At 59.0% G+C, this 14,512-nt stretch carries 16 protein-coding genes; 4 read left to right on the forward strand and 12 right to left on the reverse strand.

Going from position 1 to position 14,512, the window contains the following annotated elements; translation table 11 throughout:
• Positions 1 to 2: 2 nt before the first annotated feature.
• Positions 3 to 353, reverse strand: coding sequence for a MarR family transcriptional regulator (locus AC1DV9_RS08950; RefSeq protein WP_477947330.1), 351 nt, complete (start codon positions 351 to 353; stop codon positions 3 to 5).
• A gap of 113 nt (positions 354 to 466) precedes the next feature.
• A complete protein-coding gene (locus AC1DV9_RS08955) occupies positions 467 to 1,855 on the reverse strand; it encodes a leucyl aminopeptidase family protein (RefSeq protein WP_112514224.1) in 1,389 nt (462 codons plus the stop codon).
• Positions 1,856 to 1,996: 141 nt separating this feature from the next.
• Between AC1DV9_RS08955 and AC1DV9_RS08960 the strand changes: the two genes are divergently transcribed.
• Positions 1,997 to 2,821, forward strand: a complete 825-nt coding sequence (locus tag AC1DV9_RS08960) for a tetratricopeptide repeat protein (RefSeq protein ID WP_477947332.1) — start codon at positions 1,997 to 1,999, stop codon at positions 2,819 to 2,821.
• A 12-nt stretch (positions 2,822 to 2,833) separates the two neighbouring features.
• On the opposite strand, the gene AC1DV9_RS08965 is transcribed toward AC1DV9_RS08960, so the two are convergent.
• The 10 genes from AC1DV9_RS08965 to AC1DV9_RS09010 all read right to left on the reverse strand — a co-directional run bounded on the left by AC1DV9_RS08965 (position 2,834) and on the right by AC1DV9_RS09010 (position 12,341).
• Complete coding sequence (locus AC1DV9_RS08965; protein WP_477947334.1) at positions 2,834 to 3,466, reverse strand: LysE family translocator; 633 nt, start codon at positions 3,464 to 3,466, stop codon at positions 2,834 to 2,836.
• A gap of 91 nt (positions 3,467 to 3,557) precedes the next feature.
• Entirely contained in the window at positions 3,558 to 4,544 is a 987-nt protein-coding gene (locus tag AC1DV9_RS08970) for a type II secretion system F family protein (RefSeq protein ID WP_112514227.1), read from the reverse strand.
• A gap of 18 nt (positions 4,545 to 4,562) precedes the next feature.
• A complete protein-coding gene (locus tag AC1DV9_RS08975; RefSeq protein WP_477947337.1) occupies positions 4,563 to 5,570 on the reverse strand; it encodes a type II secretion system F family protein in 1,008 nt (335 codons plus the stop codon).
• On the reverse strand, positions 5,570 to 7,048 hold the full coding sequence (locus AC1DV9_RS08980; RefSeq protein ID WP_112540008.1) for a TadA family conjugal transfer-associated ATPase: 1,479 nt from the start codon (positions 7,046 to 7,048) through the stop codon (positions 5,570 to 5,572). The genes AC1DV9_RS08975 and AC1DV9_RS08980 overlap by 1 nt, the downstream gene beginning before the upstream one ends.
• A gap of 30 nt (positions 7,049 to 7,078) precedes the next feature.
• Positions 7,079 to 8,359, reverse strand: coding sequence for a CpaE/TadZ family protein (locus tag AC1DV9_RS08985; protein WP_112514230.1), 1,281 nt, complete (start codon positions 8,357 to 8,359; stop codon positions 7,079 to 7,081).
• A gap of 15 nt (positions 8,360 to 8,374) precedes the next feature.
• Positions 8,375 to 9,094: a CpaD family pilus assembly protein gene (locus AC1DV9_RS08990; protein ID WP_477947340.1), complete on the reverse strand. Its 720-nt coding sequence runs from the start codon at positions 9,092 to 9,094 to the stop codon at positions 8,375 to 8,377.
• A 23-nt stretch (positions 9,095 to 9,117) separates the two neighbouring features.
• The gene (locus AC1DV9_RS08995; RefSeq protein WP_477947342.1) at positions 9,118 to 10,623 is read right to left on the reverse strand and encodes a type II and III secretion system protein family protein; all 1,506 of its coding nucleotides are present in this window, start codon (positions 10,621 to 10,623) and stop codon (positions 9,118 to 9,120) included.
• A 10-nt stretch (positions 10,624 to 10,633) separates the two neighbouring features.
• Positions 10,634 to 11,446 (reverse strand): Flp pilus assembly protein CpaB, encoded by an 813-nt coding sequence (cpaB, locus tag AC1DV9_RS09000; protein WP_310293539.1) that lies wholly within the window; start codon positions 11,444 to 11,446, stop codon positions 10,634 to 10,636.
• A gap of 110 nt (positions 11,447 to 11,556) precedes the next feature.
• Positions 11,557 to 12,069 carry an A24 family peptidase gene (locus AC1DV9_RS09005; RefSeq protein WP_112514233.1) on the reverse strand — a complete coding sequence of 171 codons (513 nt, stop codon included), beginning with the start codon at positions 12,067 to 12,069 and terminating at the stop codon, positions 11,557 to 11,559.
• A gap of 83 nt (positions 12,070 to 12,152) precedes the next feature.
• Positions 12,153 to 12,341 carry a Flp family type IVb pilin gene (locus AC1DV9_RS09010; protein ID WP_477947344.1) on the reverse strand — a complete coding sequence of 63 codons (189 nt, stop codon included), beginning with the start codon at positions 12,339 to 12,341 and terminating at the stop codon, positions 12,153 to 12,155.
• Positions 12,342 to 12,740: 399 nt separating this feature from the next.
• On the opposite strand from AC1DV9_RS09010, the gene AC1DV9_RS09015 reads away from it, so the two are divergent.
• The 3 genes from AC1DV9_RS09015 to AC1DV9_RS09025 all read left to right on the forward strand — a co-directional run bounded on the left by AC1DV9_RS09015 (position 12,741) and on the right by AC1DV9_RS09025 (position 14,459).
• Complete coding sequence (locus AC1DV9_RS09015) at positions 12,741 to 13,154, forward strand: pilus assembly protein N-terminal domain-containing protein (RefSeq protein WP_112514235.1); 414 nt, start codon at positions 12,741 to 12,743, stop codon at positions 13,152 to 13,154.
• A 133-nt stretch (positions 13,155 to 13,287) separates the two neighbouring features.
• On the forward strand, positions 13,288 to 13,878 hold the full coding sequence (locus AC1DV9_RS09020; protein WP_112514236.1) for a TadE/TadG family type IV pilus assembly protein: 591 nt from the start codon (positions 13,288 to 13,290) through the stop codon (positions 13,876 to 13,878).
• Positions 13,878 to 14,459, forward strand: coding sequence for a TadE/TadG family type IV pilus assembly protein (locus tag AC1DV9_RS09025; protein WP_477947345.1), 582 nt, complete (start codon positions 13,878 to 13,880; stop codon positions 14,457 to 14,459). The genes AC1DV9_RS09020 and AC1DV9_RS09025 overlap by 1 nt, the downstream gene beginning before the upstream one ends.
• Positions 14,460 to 14,512 lie beyond the last annotated feature (53 nt).

Below are 14,512 nucleotides of genomic sequence, written 5' to 3' on the forward strand. Positions count from 1 at the left end.
CTTCAAGGCGAAAGCTTGCGGCCCTGCTCGCGCACGAGATCGCCCAGCTTTTCAAGATAGAGCGCACCGCCGACGGTGCGTTTGATGATGACATTACGCCGATCCGCGTCGTCGCGCACCCTGTCGACCAGCCCCATTTCACCCATCGTATCGAGGGCGCGGGTGATGACAGGCTTGGTCACCTCAAGGGTGGCAGCAAGACCGCGAACAGTGTGTGGCGGAGGCACGAGGTAGATTTGCAGAAGGATGGCCATCTGCCGAAGCGTCAGGTCGCGATTATCATGACGCACCTGATCGAGGGCAACGCCATGCCAGAGCCCCAATGCCTGCGAAGCAGTCAGTTCGATCGGCACAGGCCCTCCGGAGATCGTTACGCTAACGTTCCTATTGTCCGCAGCGCGGGCACATACGCAAGAGGCGGCAGAATCTGCCGCCTCTCAAGGTGAATAAAATTTTAACGATCGCCTCAGAGGCTCTGGCGGATATGGTGATAGAGCGCGCGGATCGCCTGCGCCTCGCCGCCCCCCGGGGAATGCGCCCGTTCCGATGGCGCCCAGCCGTAGATGTCGAAATGGGCCCAGCTCTTCGTCTTGCTGACGAAACGTTTCAGGAAGAGTGCCGCGGTGATGGCGCCTGCCATCCCGCCTGCCGGCGCGTTGGTGATGTCGGCGAGCTTCGAACGGATATCCTTGTCGTAGCCCATGTAGAGCGGCAGACGCCAAAGTGGGTCGTCCGTCTCCAGGCTCGCTTCAGTCAGGTCATGCGCCAGGCTCGCATCATCCGTGAAGAAAGGCGGCAGATCGGGGCCGAGCGCGACACGCGCGGCACCCGTCAGCGTTGCCATGTCGATCAGCAGATCGGGGGACTCTTCGTCGGCATAGGTCAGCGCATCGGCGAGGATCAGTCGGCCTTCGGCATCGGTATTGTCGATCTGGACGGTCAGGCCCTTGCGGCTCTTGTAGATATCGCCGGGGCGGAAGGCGTTGGCTGAGATCGAGTTTTCGACAACGGGAATGATGACGCGCAGATCGACCTTCAGCTTGGCGTCCATAATCATCAGCGCCAGGCCCATGACATTGGCAGCGCCGCCCATGTCCTTCTTCATCAGCAGCATGGAGGAGGATGGCTTGATGTCGAGGCCGCCGGTATCGAAGCAGACGCCCTTGCCAACCAGCGTGACCTTGCGATGGCCCTTCTTGCCCCAGCGCAGCTCCAGCAGGCGCGGCGCATCGGCGCTGGCGCGGCCGACGGTGTGAACCAGCGGAAAATTCTCCTTCAGCAGGTCATCGCCGATGATGACCGACATTTCCGCCTTGTAGTGCTCGGCAAGGCCGCGGAAAGCCGCTTCCAGCTGCTCCGGTCCCATGTCGTTGGTCGGCGTGTTGATTAGGTCGCGGGCAAGGAACACGCCGGCAAGCTGACGCTTGATATCGGCGGCATCGGCATCGCGCGGGATCATCAGTGTCGCGGCGGCCGGCTTTTCGGAGCGGTAACGATCGAAGCGGTAGCTGCCGAGGCCGAAGCCGAGCGCCAGACGGTTGGCCGTCAGCGGCGCGGTTTCGATATGCCAGTCGCCAGCCGGCAGCGAGCGTGCCAGCTTTCCGGTGATGTATGGCTGTTCGGAAGGGTTCGTGCCGAGACCGAAGAGAGCGCCGCCGAGATGGCCTTCTGCCGTCGGGATCAACAGCAGCGAGCCGCTTTCGGCACGATAGCCGGCCTTCTTTGCCCAATCGAGAGCGATCGGATCGATGGTGCCGGTTTCGATATGGGCAGGCGTCACTGCGAAAATCGGGAGTGTCGAGCCGCCCTTGTTGTTGAAGGGCGTCGGTCTCTCGATAAATTGATAGGGGGCCATTGGAGTCCTTCGGCGGTATCCGGAATCGTTTCTTAACGGTCTGTTAGGGTTAACAGACTATTGCTGGAGCGAAGATTGCGTCACACCTTTCCCTGTTCCGATTAGAGGTCAGGCGCCTGTTTCTGAATTCAGGAAAGCGCGATGCCTCGTTTGGCCACCACTTCGCTCAAGACCCGTCTCCTGCAGGGTGCCGTTGTGGCGCTGGTCGGCCTGACGCTCGCCGGCTGCTCGACAACCAAGGACAAGATGACCACCGGGTCGATCCCCGCTTCTGCTAAGCCGGTCGAGACGATGGACGTCAACGAAATGCGGTCTGCCACCGAGCGTGCCGGACAGATATACGAGAAAAACCCGCGCGATCCAACCAATGGCGTCTATTATGCGAGCTTGCTGCGCTCGGCCGGACGTGACGCTCAGGCGCTGGCCGTCATGCAGCAGGTGGCGATTTCCAATCCGAGCGACCGCAACGTTCTGGCGGCCTACGGCAAGGCGCAGGCAGCGGCCGGACAGCTCCAGCAGGCGCTTGACACCATCAGCCGCGCGCAGACGCCCGACCGGCCCGACTGGAAGCTGGTTTCTGCCCAAGGCGCAATCCTCGACCAGATGGGCAAGGCCAGCGAAGCACGGGCGCGCTATCGCGACGCGCTGGATATCATGCCGAACGAACCCTCGGTTCTTTCCAATCTCGGCATGTCCTATGTGCTGACGGGCGATCTTCGCACGGCGGAAACCTACATGCGGCAGGCGGCAGGCCAGCCTAGTGCCGACAGCCGCGTCCGCCAGAACCTGGCGCTCGTCGTCGGACTGCAGGGGCGCTTTCCGGAAGCCGAGCAGATTGCCCGGCGCGAACTCTCTCCGCAGCAGGCCGACGCCAATGTCGCCTATCTGCGCTCGATGCTCTCGCAGCAGAATTCCTGGCAAAAGCTGGCTTCCAAGGATAGCCAGGCGCCGAACAACACCAACTGATCCGGCGATTCTCTATCGCAGGGTCACCCCCGCATAGATCAGGCGTAGGCCAAGTCCACCCATGACGAAGCCGGCGGCACGGTCGACCCATGCCTTTGCCGCCAGATAGGCCTGCCGCGGTCTGCGGGCCGAAAAGGCCAGCGCGACCACGGTGTACCAGCCCGTCTCGATGGCGAAAATTCCGATCGGCAAGCCGACGGCGACGGCGAGCGGAACGGATTTCGGCAGAAAAGCTGCGAAAATGCTGGCATAGACAACAATGGTCTTCGGGTTGCTGAGCTGCGTCAAAAGTGCCGTCGAGAAGCTGCGCCGGAGTGACGAGCGGCCCTCGGTAACGCCTGTCACCTCAAGCGGGTCTGCGGCACCCTGCCAGATGCGATAAGCGATATAGACGAGATAGGCGCCGCCCGCGATCTTCAGCACGAGATAAAGCCAGGAGAATTGCGTCAGCAGCGCGGTCAATCCGGCGAGCGCAAGCGCGCTGAAGATAACGCCGCCGATGCCCATGCCCAGGGCGGCGCAGAGGCCGTCGAGGCGCGATCGGGAAATAGCGATCCGGGAGACGACGACAAAACTCGGACCGGGGCTCATTGCCCCGATAAGCATGGCCGCGAAAATACTGGCGAGAATGGCAGCAGACGACATGCGAGCTCCTCGTGACCGAAGAGCGCGATACCGGCTCTTCCGGTCGATCAGGATCTATGGCTAGACCGGTTGGCCACGCTCTTCAAGGGCCTCAGAAGCGATCGGCGACCTGGATACCGGCTGGGCCGAGGATGACGGCGACCAGAACCGGCAGGAAGAACAGGATCATCGGCACCGTCAGCTTCGGCGGCAGAGCGGCCGCCTTCTTTTCCGCCTCGTTCATACGCTCGTCGCGACCTTCCTGGGCAAGAACACGGAGCGCCTGCGAGATCGGCGTGCCGTAACGGTCGGCCTGGATCAGGGCCGCCGTGACCGAACGGACGATGTCGATCTGCGTTCGAGTGCCGAGGTTTTCGAGCGCCTGACGGCGATCGGGCAGGAAGGACAGCTCTGCTGTCGTCAGGACCATTTCCTCGGCGAGCGCTGGCGATTGTTCTCCCAGTTCTTCCGAGACACGGCGCATCGCAGCTTCGATCGAGATACCCGATTCAACGCAGATCAGCATCAGATCGAGTGCATCCGGCCAAGCGCGCTTGATCGAGTGCTGACGCTTGCCCATACGGTTGGAGATGAAAATATTCGGAGCGTAGAAGCCCAGATAGGCGGTTCCGATGACCACGAGAAGCCTGATCGGGAAAGGCTTTTCGATCATGTGGCCAAGGCCGAAGATGTAGAATGCGGCGCCCGCAAGAAACACAAACGGCAAAAGGAAACGCGCCACGAGAAAGGTATTCAGCGCATTCTCAGACCGGAAGCCTGCGGCCTTCAGTTTGTTCATGGTATTTTCGTCGACCAGCGCTTCGCGCAGATTGAAACGCTCGACGATCTGGCGAACGGAACGATTGTTCTGCGTTCTCAGCGAGGCCTTGCTCGACGTGGTATCGGAGTTCATTCGCGCGCGTTCACGTGCCCGGATCTGATCGCGTTCGGTCGAAACAGCGCGCATGCGCTTATTGAGATCGCCGCGCTCGAAGAAAGGGACTGCAATCGTATAAAACGTTGCGAAAACGGCGATCGCGACGAACAGCGCGACCAGCATGGACGGATCTGTCAAACGTGATGCAAGATCTGAAGACATGGCTTGCTTCCCTCTCCGTCAGATATCAAAACTGACCATTTTCTTCATCACGAAGATGCCGATAGACATCCAGAAGGCCGACAGGCCCATGATCAGATGGCCGCGCGGATCGGTAAAAAGGATCATCATATATTGCGGGGAGCTCAGATAGACGAGCGTCGCGACGATGAACGGCAGAGCGCCGATGATGCAGGCTGAGGCCTTCGCTTCCATTGACAGCGCCGAGACCTTTGCCTTCATCTTCTTGCGATCCCGAAGGACCTTGGAAAGATTGCCGATCGCCTCCGAAAGGTTACCACCGGCCTGAGATTGAATGGCGATGACAATGGCAAAGAAACTGACTTCCTGCAGCGGCATATAATTTGTCATACGGGCGCAGGCATCGGGCACACTGAGACCGAGCTGCTGCGATTCGACGACGCGGCGAAATTCCGTCTTTACCGGATCGCGGCCTTCGTTGGCGATCAGTCTGATGGCATCGTTGAGCGGCAGGCCGGACTTGATCGAGCGGACGATGACATCGAGCGCATTCGGAAACTCGGTCAGAAAGTTGTTCTGACGGCGCTTGATCAAGAAGCTCAGTATCCAGCGCGGCAGACCGAGGCCCGCAATGACGGGCACAGCCAGAACCATCAGTGTGGGAGCGCCGGCCAGGAACGCAATCAGCATCAGGAAAAAACCGAAGCCAGCGCTGAACATGTAGAATTTCGCCGGGGTGATGGAAAATCCAGCCTGCGTCAGGCGCGACTTCAAGGAGAGCTTGCGCTTGTGGTTCTCCTGCTGCCGCTTCTCGAGATCCTTCAGGTTGTCCTGCACCGACTTGCGGCGTTTGGACATTTCCTGAACGCGATCCCGCGCCGCCTTGACGTTCGACCGGTCTGCTTCGGCCGAACCGACGCGGCTGACGCGGCTCGCGGCCTTTTTCTCGGTTTCCATGCGGGTGAAGAGCAAGCTGTAGCAAACGGCTCCCGCGGCGATAGCCACGAGGAGAATGATGCCAAGGACGATGGGATCAAAACCGAACATCACGCCCCCTTCGACTTCGTTTCCATTTCGTCAAGGGCTGCGGCCAGCCGCTTCTCCTCGTTGTAGTAGCGGGCGCGATCCCAGAAGTTCGGCTTGCCGATGCCCGTGGACATGTGACGGCCAATCAACCGGCCTGCAGCATCTTCGCCATCGATCTCGTAGCGCATCAGGTCCTGGGTGATGATCACATCGCCTTCCATGCCGATCACTTCGGTGATCGCCGTGATGCGGCGCGAACCATCGCGAAGGCGGGCCGCCTGAACGATGACATCGATCGATCCGGCGATGATTTCGCGGACGGTCTTTGCCGGCAGGCTGAAGCCGCCCATCGCGATCATCGATTCGATACGGCTCAGGCATTCACGCGGCGAGTTTGAGTGGATCGTTCCCATCGAGCCGTCGTGGCCAGTGTTCATCGCCTGCAGAAGGTCGAACACTTCAGGTCCACGCACTTCGCCGACGATGATGCGTTCAGGGCGCATACGCAGGCAGTTCTTGACCAGGTCGCGCATGGTGATCTCACCTTCGCCTTCGATATTAGGCGGGCGGGTTTCGAGACGCACGACATGCGGCTGCTGAAGCTGCAATTCGGCCGTGTCTTCGCAGGTGATGACACGCTCATCGCGGTCGATATAGTTCGTCAAGCAATTGAGAAGTGTCGTCTTGCCGGAGCCGGTACCGCCCGAAATGACAACATTGCACCGGACGCGGCCGATGATCTGCAGCAGAGTTGCGCCCTCGGGCGTGATTGCGCCGAAGCGGACCAGCTGATCGAGCGTCAGCTTGTCTTTCTTGAACTTACGAATCGTCAGTGCCGGGCCATCGATTGCCAACGGCGGCGCGATGACGTTCACACGCGAACCATCGGGAAGGCGCGCATCGCAGATCGGGCTCGATTCATCGACGCGGCGGCCGACCTGGCTGACGATGCGCTGGCAGATCGACAGCAATTGGCCATTATCGCGGAATCGGATTTCCGATTCGATAGTCTTGCCGCCGACTTCGATGAAGGTCTTCCCGGCGCCATTGACCATGATGTCGGCAATATCGTCGCGTGCCAGCAACGGCTCCAGCGGGCCGTAACCCAGGACGTCGTTGCAGATGTCCTCGAGCAGCTCTTCCTGCTCCGAGATCGACATCGCGAAATTCTTGATCGTGATGATGTCGTTGACGATATCGCGAATTTCTTCGCGGGCACTTTCGGCATCGAGTTTGGCAAGCTGAGACAGGTCGATCGTATCGATCAGCGCGGAGAAGACCTGCGCTTTGGTGTCGTAATATTCGTCCGTGCGCGCCGGGCGGCGACGCTGCGGTGTCTGCATCGGCGGCGGCGTTACCTGAGAGCGTGCGGGTTCGCGGTTCGGTTCGACGATGACGCTCGGAGAGGCCGACGGCGAAACAGCAGCGGCAGCCGGCGGCGGCGGGGCTGCAACGCCGCCGGCCTTTCCGAAACCTTCATTTCCGCGTTTTCCGAACATGCCAGATTCCAATCTACACTTTTACGTCTGTCACTTGCCGCGCTTCAAAAGCCCGAGAAGGCTGCCGCGTTTGGCCTTCTTGAGGGCAACCCGGCCGGTGACGATGTGGGCAACCTGCGAGAAGGTTTCCGCCGTGGGTGATTTCGCATCCATTTCGGAGATCATCCGGCCGCTGTTTGCAGCGTTTCCAAACAGATTGATGTCGAATGGAATGATCGCGATCGGGTCGATCTCCAAAGGCTCGCAGAAGTCGCCCGGGGTAATTTCCGGACGTTTGGGCATGCCGACCTGATTGAGAATGAGATGCGGTGCCTTGTCGTTTGGCCGCACCTTGCGCAGGGCGTCGAGCATATTCTTGGTGTTGCGCAGGTTAGCCAGGTCTGGTGCGGCGCAAATCACCACCTCGTCGACCGAGCCAAGGACGGAGCGCGTCCACTCGGACCACGTATGCGGAACATCGAGCACGGTTATAGGTGCATTGCGCTGCAGCACATCGAGGACAGGCTGGAAGGCCTGACCGTCGAAATCATAAACCCTGTCGAGGAGAGATGGAGCCGCAAGCATCGACAGGTGCTCGGAGCACTTCGTCAACAACCGGTCCAGGAAAACTTCGTCGAGCCTTTCAGGCGCGAAGACCGCTTCGGCAATGCCCACGGTTGGATCCTGGTCGAAGTTGATATTGGCGGTTCCGTAAGGAAGATCGAGATCGGCGAGGATCGTTTCCGTCGAGAACAGGTTGGAGATACCGAAGGCGCAGTTATGGGCGATCGTCGAGGCGCCGACACCACCCTTGGCGCCAATGAAAGCAATGCTCTTGCCGAGCGGCTCGGCGTCCGGATCGACAAAGATTGCCGCCATAGCCGTCATCAGATCCGGCATGGCGACCGGCTGGACGATATATTCGGAAATCCCATTGCGGATCAGATCGCGATAGAGGGAGATGTCGTTGTAGTAACCGACAACGACGACCTTGGTCGAGGGATCGCAGACACTTGCCAGCGGCGCGAGCTCAGCCATGAGGCTCGCAGCATTCGCCTTGGTTTCCAGAATGATCAGATTCGGTGTCGGAGTGGTCTGAAACATATTCGCAGCGGCCGCAATGCCGCCGCTCGTTATGCGCAAGCTGACCTTCGACATGCGGCGGTCGTTGCCGCAGCGTTCCATCGTTTCCTGAAGACCTTCGCTCTCGCAAAAGGCGTGAACCGAGATACGCGGAAGTGGCCGCATATTCTCGAGCTCGGCCATGCGAACCGCTTCTTCGGCATTGCGAAGTTCGGTCGTGTTCTTGATCTCGTAATCGACTGCGCTCATTCGTTCAATTCCGCATTAGAAGTCGGAGCTACCGTTCGTCTCGATGGTCGTGCGATAGGTGCGATATTCGGTGATGGCGTCGTTACGCCGTGCCGCGTCGATCGGCGTCATGCCGCGGGGCGCGATGAAATCTTCCGGATTGGCGACCTGGGCAGCCAGATTGTTCTGATAGGCGCAACCGAAATTGTAATAATTCTGGTTGTCGAAGCCGCCTCCGATATCCTTTGGCCACTGGCCGCATTGGGTCGTGACGGCCGTGGTCCCGATGAAGGTCAGACGGATCGGGGCTGCATCGCCGCCGCCTGCGGCCGCATAGGACGCATAAACGATCTTTGATGTGGGGATACCGCGCGAGGCGAGTTCGGCGCGCACCTGCCCGCGAACCTGGCTGACGGCAAACGCATTTGCCGAGCCCTGCGGTGACATCAGATAGACAGGACCGGATGCGCGCGAAGTATAGGTTGTCGCAAAGCCCCGGATCAGATCTCGCTGAGCAATCGTCAGACGGCGGTCCGTGGTTGCGACAGGAATATCGACGGCCTGTTCGGCTTCGGTAACGACGATGGGATGACGCTGACGATAGTCATCCGGGATGCCGCCGGTGGTGAGATTGTCACGCGGAGCAGCGCAGCTTGTCAGCGCGGCCGCAGCGAGCAGACCGGCCGCCGTCAGTAATTTCGATGCGCTTCTTTTGATCTTCGTCATATCGGCCACCGCCTGATTGGGCTTCGTCATGATTGTGTCCCGCCGCATCGTTTTCATTTGTAGATAAACCCGATGGAACCGTGGAACTGAGCGTCGGCAACCGGCGCCTCGCGGCCGCCGTAGACCTTGTTCACCCGGTTCATGAAGAACGCCTGGCCATCATTTTCCGGGCTGAAATTGTCGTCGGGACGGTTGAGCAGATTGCGAGCGACCGGACGCACGAGATAGGGCGTCGCGATAATGACAAGCTCGGTTTCCTCACGCTGGACGCTGCGCTGGCGGAACAACGTGCCGAGCAGCGGGATCTTGTTGACCCCCGGCGTGCCATTCGACGTCTGCGCGACGTTATCGCGTATCAGGCCGGCAAGCGCGATGGAGCCGCCCGAAGGCAGTTCGACTGAGGTTTCGGCAGAGCGGCGCTGATAGGTCGGAGCAGATCCGGTGGCGGACGGTGCTGGTTCGGAAACGTTCGTCTTGATTTCCAGGCTGATACGGCCAGAGGAAAGCACGACAGGCTTGAACGCCAGACTGATGCCGTAGTTATACGGAACGACAGTGGTATTTCCGTCATTGTCTGTCGTCGAGTACAGAACCTGGCCGCCGGAGTTGAAGGTTGCCGCCTGACCCGAGATCGCGGTCAATGTCGGCTCCGCCAGCGTGCGAACCACCTTGGCCTGCTCTAGCGCGCTCAGATAGGTCGAAATATCATAGCGGCCGATCGACGACTTGAAGAGAGCCGCGAGGCCGCCGCCAAGCGTAGCTGCGGACGAATTGGCAGTCGGCGAACCCAATTGTGCGACGTTGAGCCCCGAAGAGTTCGAGACGAGATTGTCAAACCCGATCTGCTTGAGGATCTCGCGGCGCACTTCGGCAATCGTCACCTTCAGTGTGACCTGATCCTCGCCCTGGATCTGCAGCAGGTTGACCACTTGCGACTGCTGCCGGGCTTCCGCGAACAATGCGACGTCGCCCTGTTGTGCTGTGCTGGAGGCGGTTTCCGTACGGGTGGTCGCTTCACCGCCCTTCAGGAAGGCCTGCGCCAGATCGGCAGCCTGGGTCGCGTCCTGCGGCGTACGGACCGTTCCCGTCAGGACGATGTTGTCCGAGACGATCTCGACATTGATATTCGAGTCCTGAATGAAGCGCTTGAGATTGGCTTCAAGACCGGAGACATCGCGCTCGATCTCGATGTCGAGGCTGACGACTTCCTGACCGTCGCCGCCGAAAATGAAGATGTTGGTCTGGCCAACCTTCTTGCCGAACAGATAGATACGGCGCGACGTCCGCGTCACGGCATCGGCCATCGAGGGATCGGAGACGAGGATATCGTGCGCATCCTCTGGCAGGTCGATGACGACCGCCTTGTTGAGGCCGATCTTGAGACGGCGATGTGCGCCGGGCCCCGTTTGCGAGATACGGACAATACCATCGGAATCAGCAAATGCACTTGAAGCGCCAAGAATTGGTGCCATGAAACCTGGCGTCAGGCCCGTGACGGCTGTGGTCAGCGACAGGAAGCCGGTGAGCAGAAGTCTGGTGCGCCGCATTGTCTTGGTCATCTCAACGTCCTCATTCTGCCTTGGGCGCACTGCTGTCGGTAACGATCGATCCAGACTTGATGACCTGAACCAAGGCGTTTCCGTTGTCGCCGCTCAGGAGATAGTCAGCGGCGCTCGTATCCTGATCCTGCGCGTCGGCAATCGAGCGCAACGCCAGCGACAGCCGGTCCGCCATCTGCTGCGCAACGACGAGGACCTTCGTCTGATCAGGGGTGAGCTCAAGTGTGGCAGTCGTACCAACGACGGCCTTTGAGCCATCGTCCTTCTCCTGAATCTGCTGGTCGATCGCGAGAACCCGAACATTGCTCAGAACCGTCTCGGTGATGAACTTCTCGGTACCCGTGCCCTTGCGGACCATGATCACGTCGACGCGGTCATTGGGGAGGATGAAGCCGCCCGCTCCTGTTGCAACCGAGATTTCAGTTGCAACGGCGCGCTTGCCGGCAGGCAGAAGAGCCGAGAGAATGCGGCTGTTGGAATCGGCGACCTTTTCAGGCCGGATCGGTTCGCCTTCGAATATCGGCAGGCGGACGACGGCGCCCTGCAGCTCCTTCAGAGCATCGGGCTTGTCCGTTTCTGTGATGAAACCCTGCACGACGCCGCCCTGTGGCCAGGGCATCCAGTGTACGGCCTTGTCATCGATGCGGGCGCCAACGGGAAGATTTGAGCTGGAGACGAGAACATTGACCGTCGGCTCCTTCTCGACGACCGACTGAACCTGGGTGACGACACCACCGCGTCCAGCGAGCTTCATCGCCAAAAGGCCGGCCAGGCCGGCGGCGACAACGGCCACTGAAAGTATGAGAAGACGCGCGGGCTTCATCGATCATTCCTCGAAACGATGCATATTCGTCCCGCAGAATGGTCAGGAATTGGTATAATTATAGTTAACGGAAGCCTTACATTTTAAGTTAATGGGCGATTAAAACGCCGCTATTTCAGGGCTTCCAGCGTTGCCACAAAGATTGGCGAAGACGGGAACGCAATAAAACCTCCCGCTGCGATCGCAATACCATATGGAATCTTCTTGGCGAGAATCAGCGAATTCGGAACCGGCACACCGATCGCCAGGATGGTATTAGACTGCGTTCTCAGCAAGAGGATGGCGAAGGTTAGCAGTCCGCCGAACAGGCCAACAGCGGCGATGAACATGACAAGCGAGGGCGTGAAGCCGAACCACAATGCGGCGGCAGAAAGAAGCTTCGCATCGCCTCCACCCATGACGTTCATGGCGAACAGCGCAAAACAGGCGAGAAAGACAGCGGCACCGGCAAGCAGTGAAAGCCCGATTGCATCAAAGGGCATACCGGTCAGCGGTGCAGCGATCAGGAAACTGCCAACGAGAACGAGCGACACCCGGTTCGGGATCGTCATTGTAAACAGATCGGAGAGTGCCGCCACTGCCAGGCAGAACGGAAAAATCACGAACACGGCTGCAGCAATCATGTCTCACCCCCGAAAAGGAAAAGGCTCACGTCTCAGGTGAGCCTTCGCACGGCATATCTTTTGACGATCGCCTATCAAGCAGCTTACTTGGAAGCGGCCGTAGCGGCGGTGCTCATCTTCGTGCTCAGGTTCTGGAACACGTTGTTGATGTTGGTACCGAGGCTGGTTGCACCGGCGATGAGCGCTACAGAGATGAGCGCTGCGATCAGGCCGTACTCGATTGCGGTCGCACCAGATTCGTCCTTCAGGAAACGGCTTACAAGCTTGGTCATGTCTAACTCCTACTCCAGTTGATGTTCAGCACGTCCGCCAACTGTTTGCCGTTGATCGGATTGGCTCAACCTAGCGAGGCGCTGTTTCAATCGGCTTAAAGAAGAGGGTTACCAGACTGTTAATGCTAAAGTAGAGCCGCTCATGGTAATCAGTTTCTTAGCGGATATATTATCATTTTATCTATGCATGAAAGACGTTCACCGCCAAGCATTCCTGGCGTTACATTTCAATACAACAGCCAGTCCCGGAATGATACGCTTCCCTATGGCGCCGGCGGAAACGTCCTGTTTCGGGATGCCAGAAGCCGCGATTTGGCGAAATAAGAGACTTTTAAGTCTTCATTCACCAATTTTTTCCATGCTGTTGAGAAATTCTGCAGAAATTCAAGAGAGAGTTCCATGTCATCACGCGGCAAGAGTGTATTGGTCGCCTGCATCGCTGCCTTGCCGTGGTTTGCTCTTTTGCAACCCGCGTCGGCGGAAGAAGACATGCTGCGGGTTTACATGGATCACGCGCGCGTGCTGAAGCTCGACCGGGCGGTCAGCAAGGTCATCGTCGGCAATGCCAAGGTTGCCGATGCGACGGTCGCCGATTCCAAGACGATCGTGCTGACGGGACGTAGCTTCGGAACGACCAACATCGTTCTGCTGGACATCGATGGAAACGCTATCCTCGACCAGACGATTCTGGTGTCGATCGACGAAGGCAACACCGTCCGGGTCTACCGCCAGACCGACCGCTCGGTTCTGTCCTGTTCACCGGCCTGCGAACAGCATACGCAACAGGCCGCGACCGAAGCAACAGGCGGCTAGCATATCGGCCTCGGTCGCCATCTGTTAAATTGTTGCTTCCCTCTGAAACGGAAAATCAACGATCGCTCCCTAGTATCGGTGCATGACAAACTCGCCCCAAAGCGCAATTCCCTGCCCGCAGGACCAGCCTGCCATGCCCGGCACGAAGAAGCGCGGGCGGTTTAGAGCGTTCGCGCGTTCCAAGGACGGCTCTGCAGCGATCGAATTTGCACTGCTCGCCATTCCCTATTTCATGGTGATCTTCGCGATCATCGAAACCTTCGTCGCCTTCGCGGCCGAAGAGTTGGTATCCAACGGCGTCGATACGATGGCCCGCCGCATGCGCACCGGCCAGATCACATTCAGCTTGGGCCGGGCCACGGACGTGGCGGACGTGAAGGACTTCAGGCAGCGGTTCTGCAATGAGGTTTCCATCCTCATCAATTGCTCCGCTGCCGAGGTGGCAACGCCGAACAAGCTCTGGCTCGACGTCCGGACATTCACGAATTTTTCGGACATGCCGGTAACCATTCCGATGAACGCAACGGGCCTCGATACAACCGGGATCCAGTATAGCCCTGGCGGCTCAGGTACGAAGAATATGATACGTGCCTATTACAAATGGCAGGTCATTACCGATCTGGTCCGCCCCTATATTACGCCCTATCGCAGTTCGACCGGCGCCCACCTCAATGAATTCCTGATCGTTGCCACCGCAGCTTTCCAAAACGAGCAATACCCGTGATGGCCAGCGCGCTCCAATTCAGAATCACGTCCAAGTTGGCCGGACTTTTCGGCGATCGCAGCGGTGTTGGCGCTATTGAATTCGCGATCCTCTTTCCGATTCTCGTGATGCTCTATATCGGTGCCTTCGAGATCACGGTCGGGCTAAGCGTGAGCAAAAGGGCAGCGCGTGCCGCGGGTTCTGTCGCCGACATCGTTACTCAGCAGCAGGGTGTCACGAAGACCTCGCTTCAGCAGATCACTACTGTCGCCAACGCGATCTTCGCGCCGTACAATACGTCCCAGATGCAGGTCAAGCTGACCGGCATCACGATGGACGCCAGCGCCAACGCGAAAGTGCTCTGGTCATGGGGAAATTCGACAACATCGGCACCTTATGCAGCGAACTCGGCCGTTACGGGCGTTCCTGCCGATATGCAAAAGGCCAGCAGTTTTCTTGTTCGCGCCGAGTTGAGCATACCATACCAGCTCTTTGCCTTTAGCCCCGCTTTCCTGCCGGGCAATCTGCAGACGCTGACAATCCAGCGAACCTATTATTATCGCCAGCGTCAGAACGACAGCATCGCCTGCAGCGACTGCTGAGCCCGTTGTTTTAGCAATTTGCCAAGCCCGCCACGCCGTTATATGCCTGAGCG

The sequence above is a fragment of the Rhizobium sp. 01L410 genome (assembly GCF_056400165.1).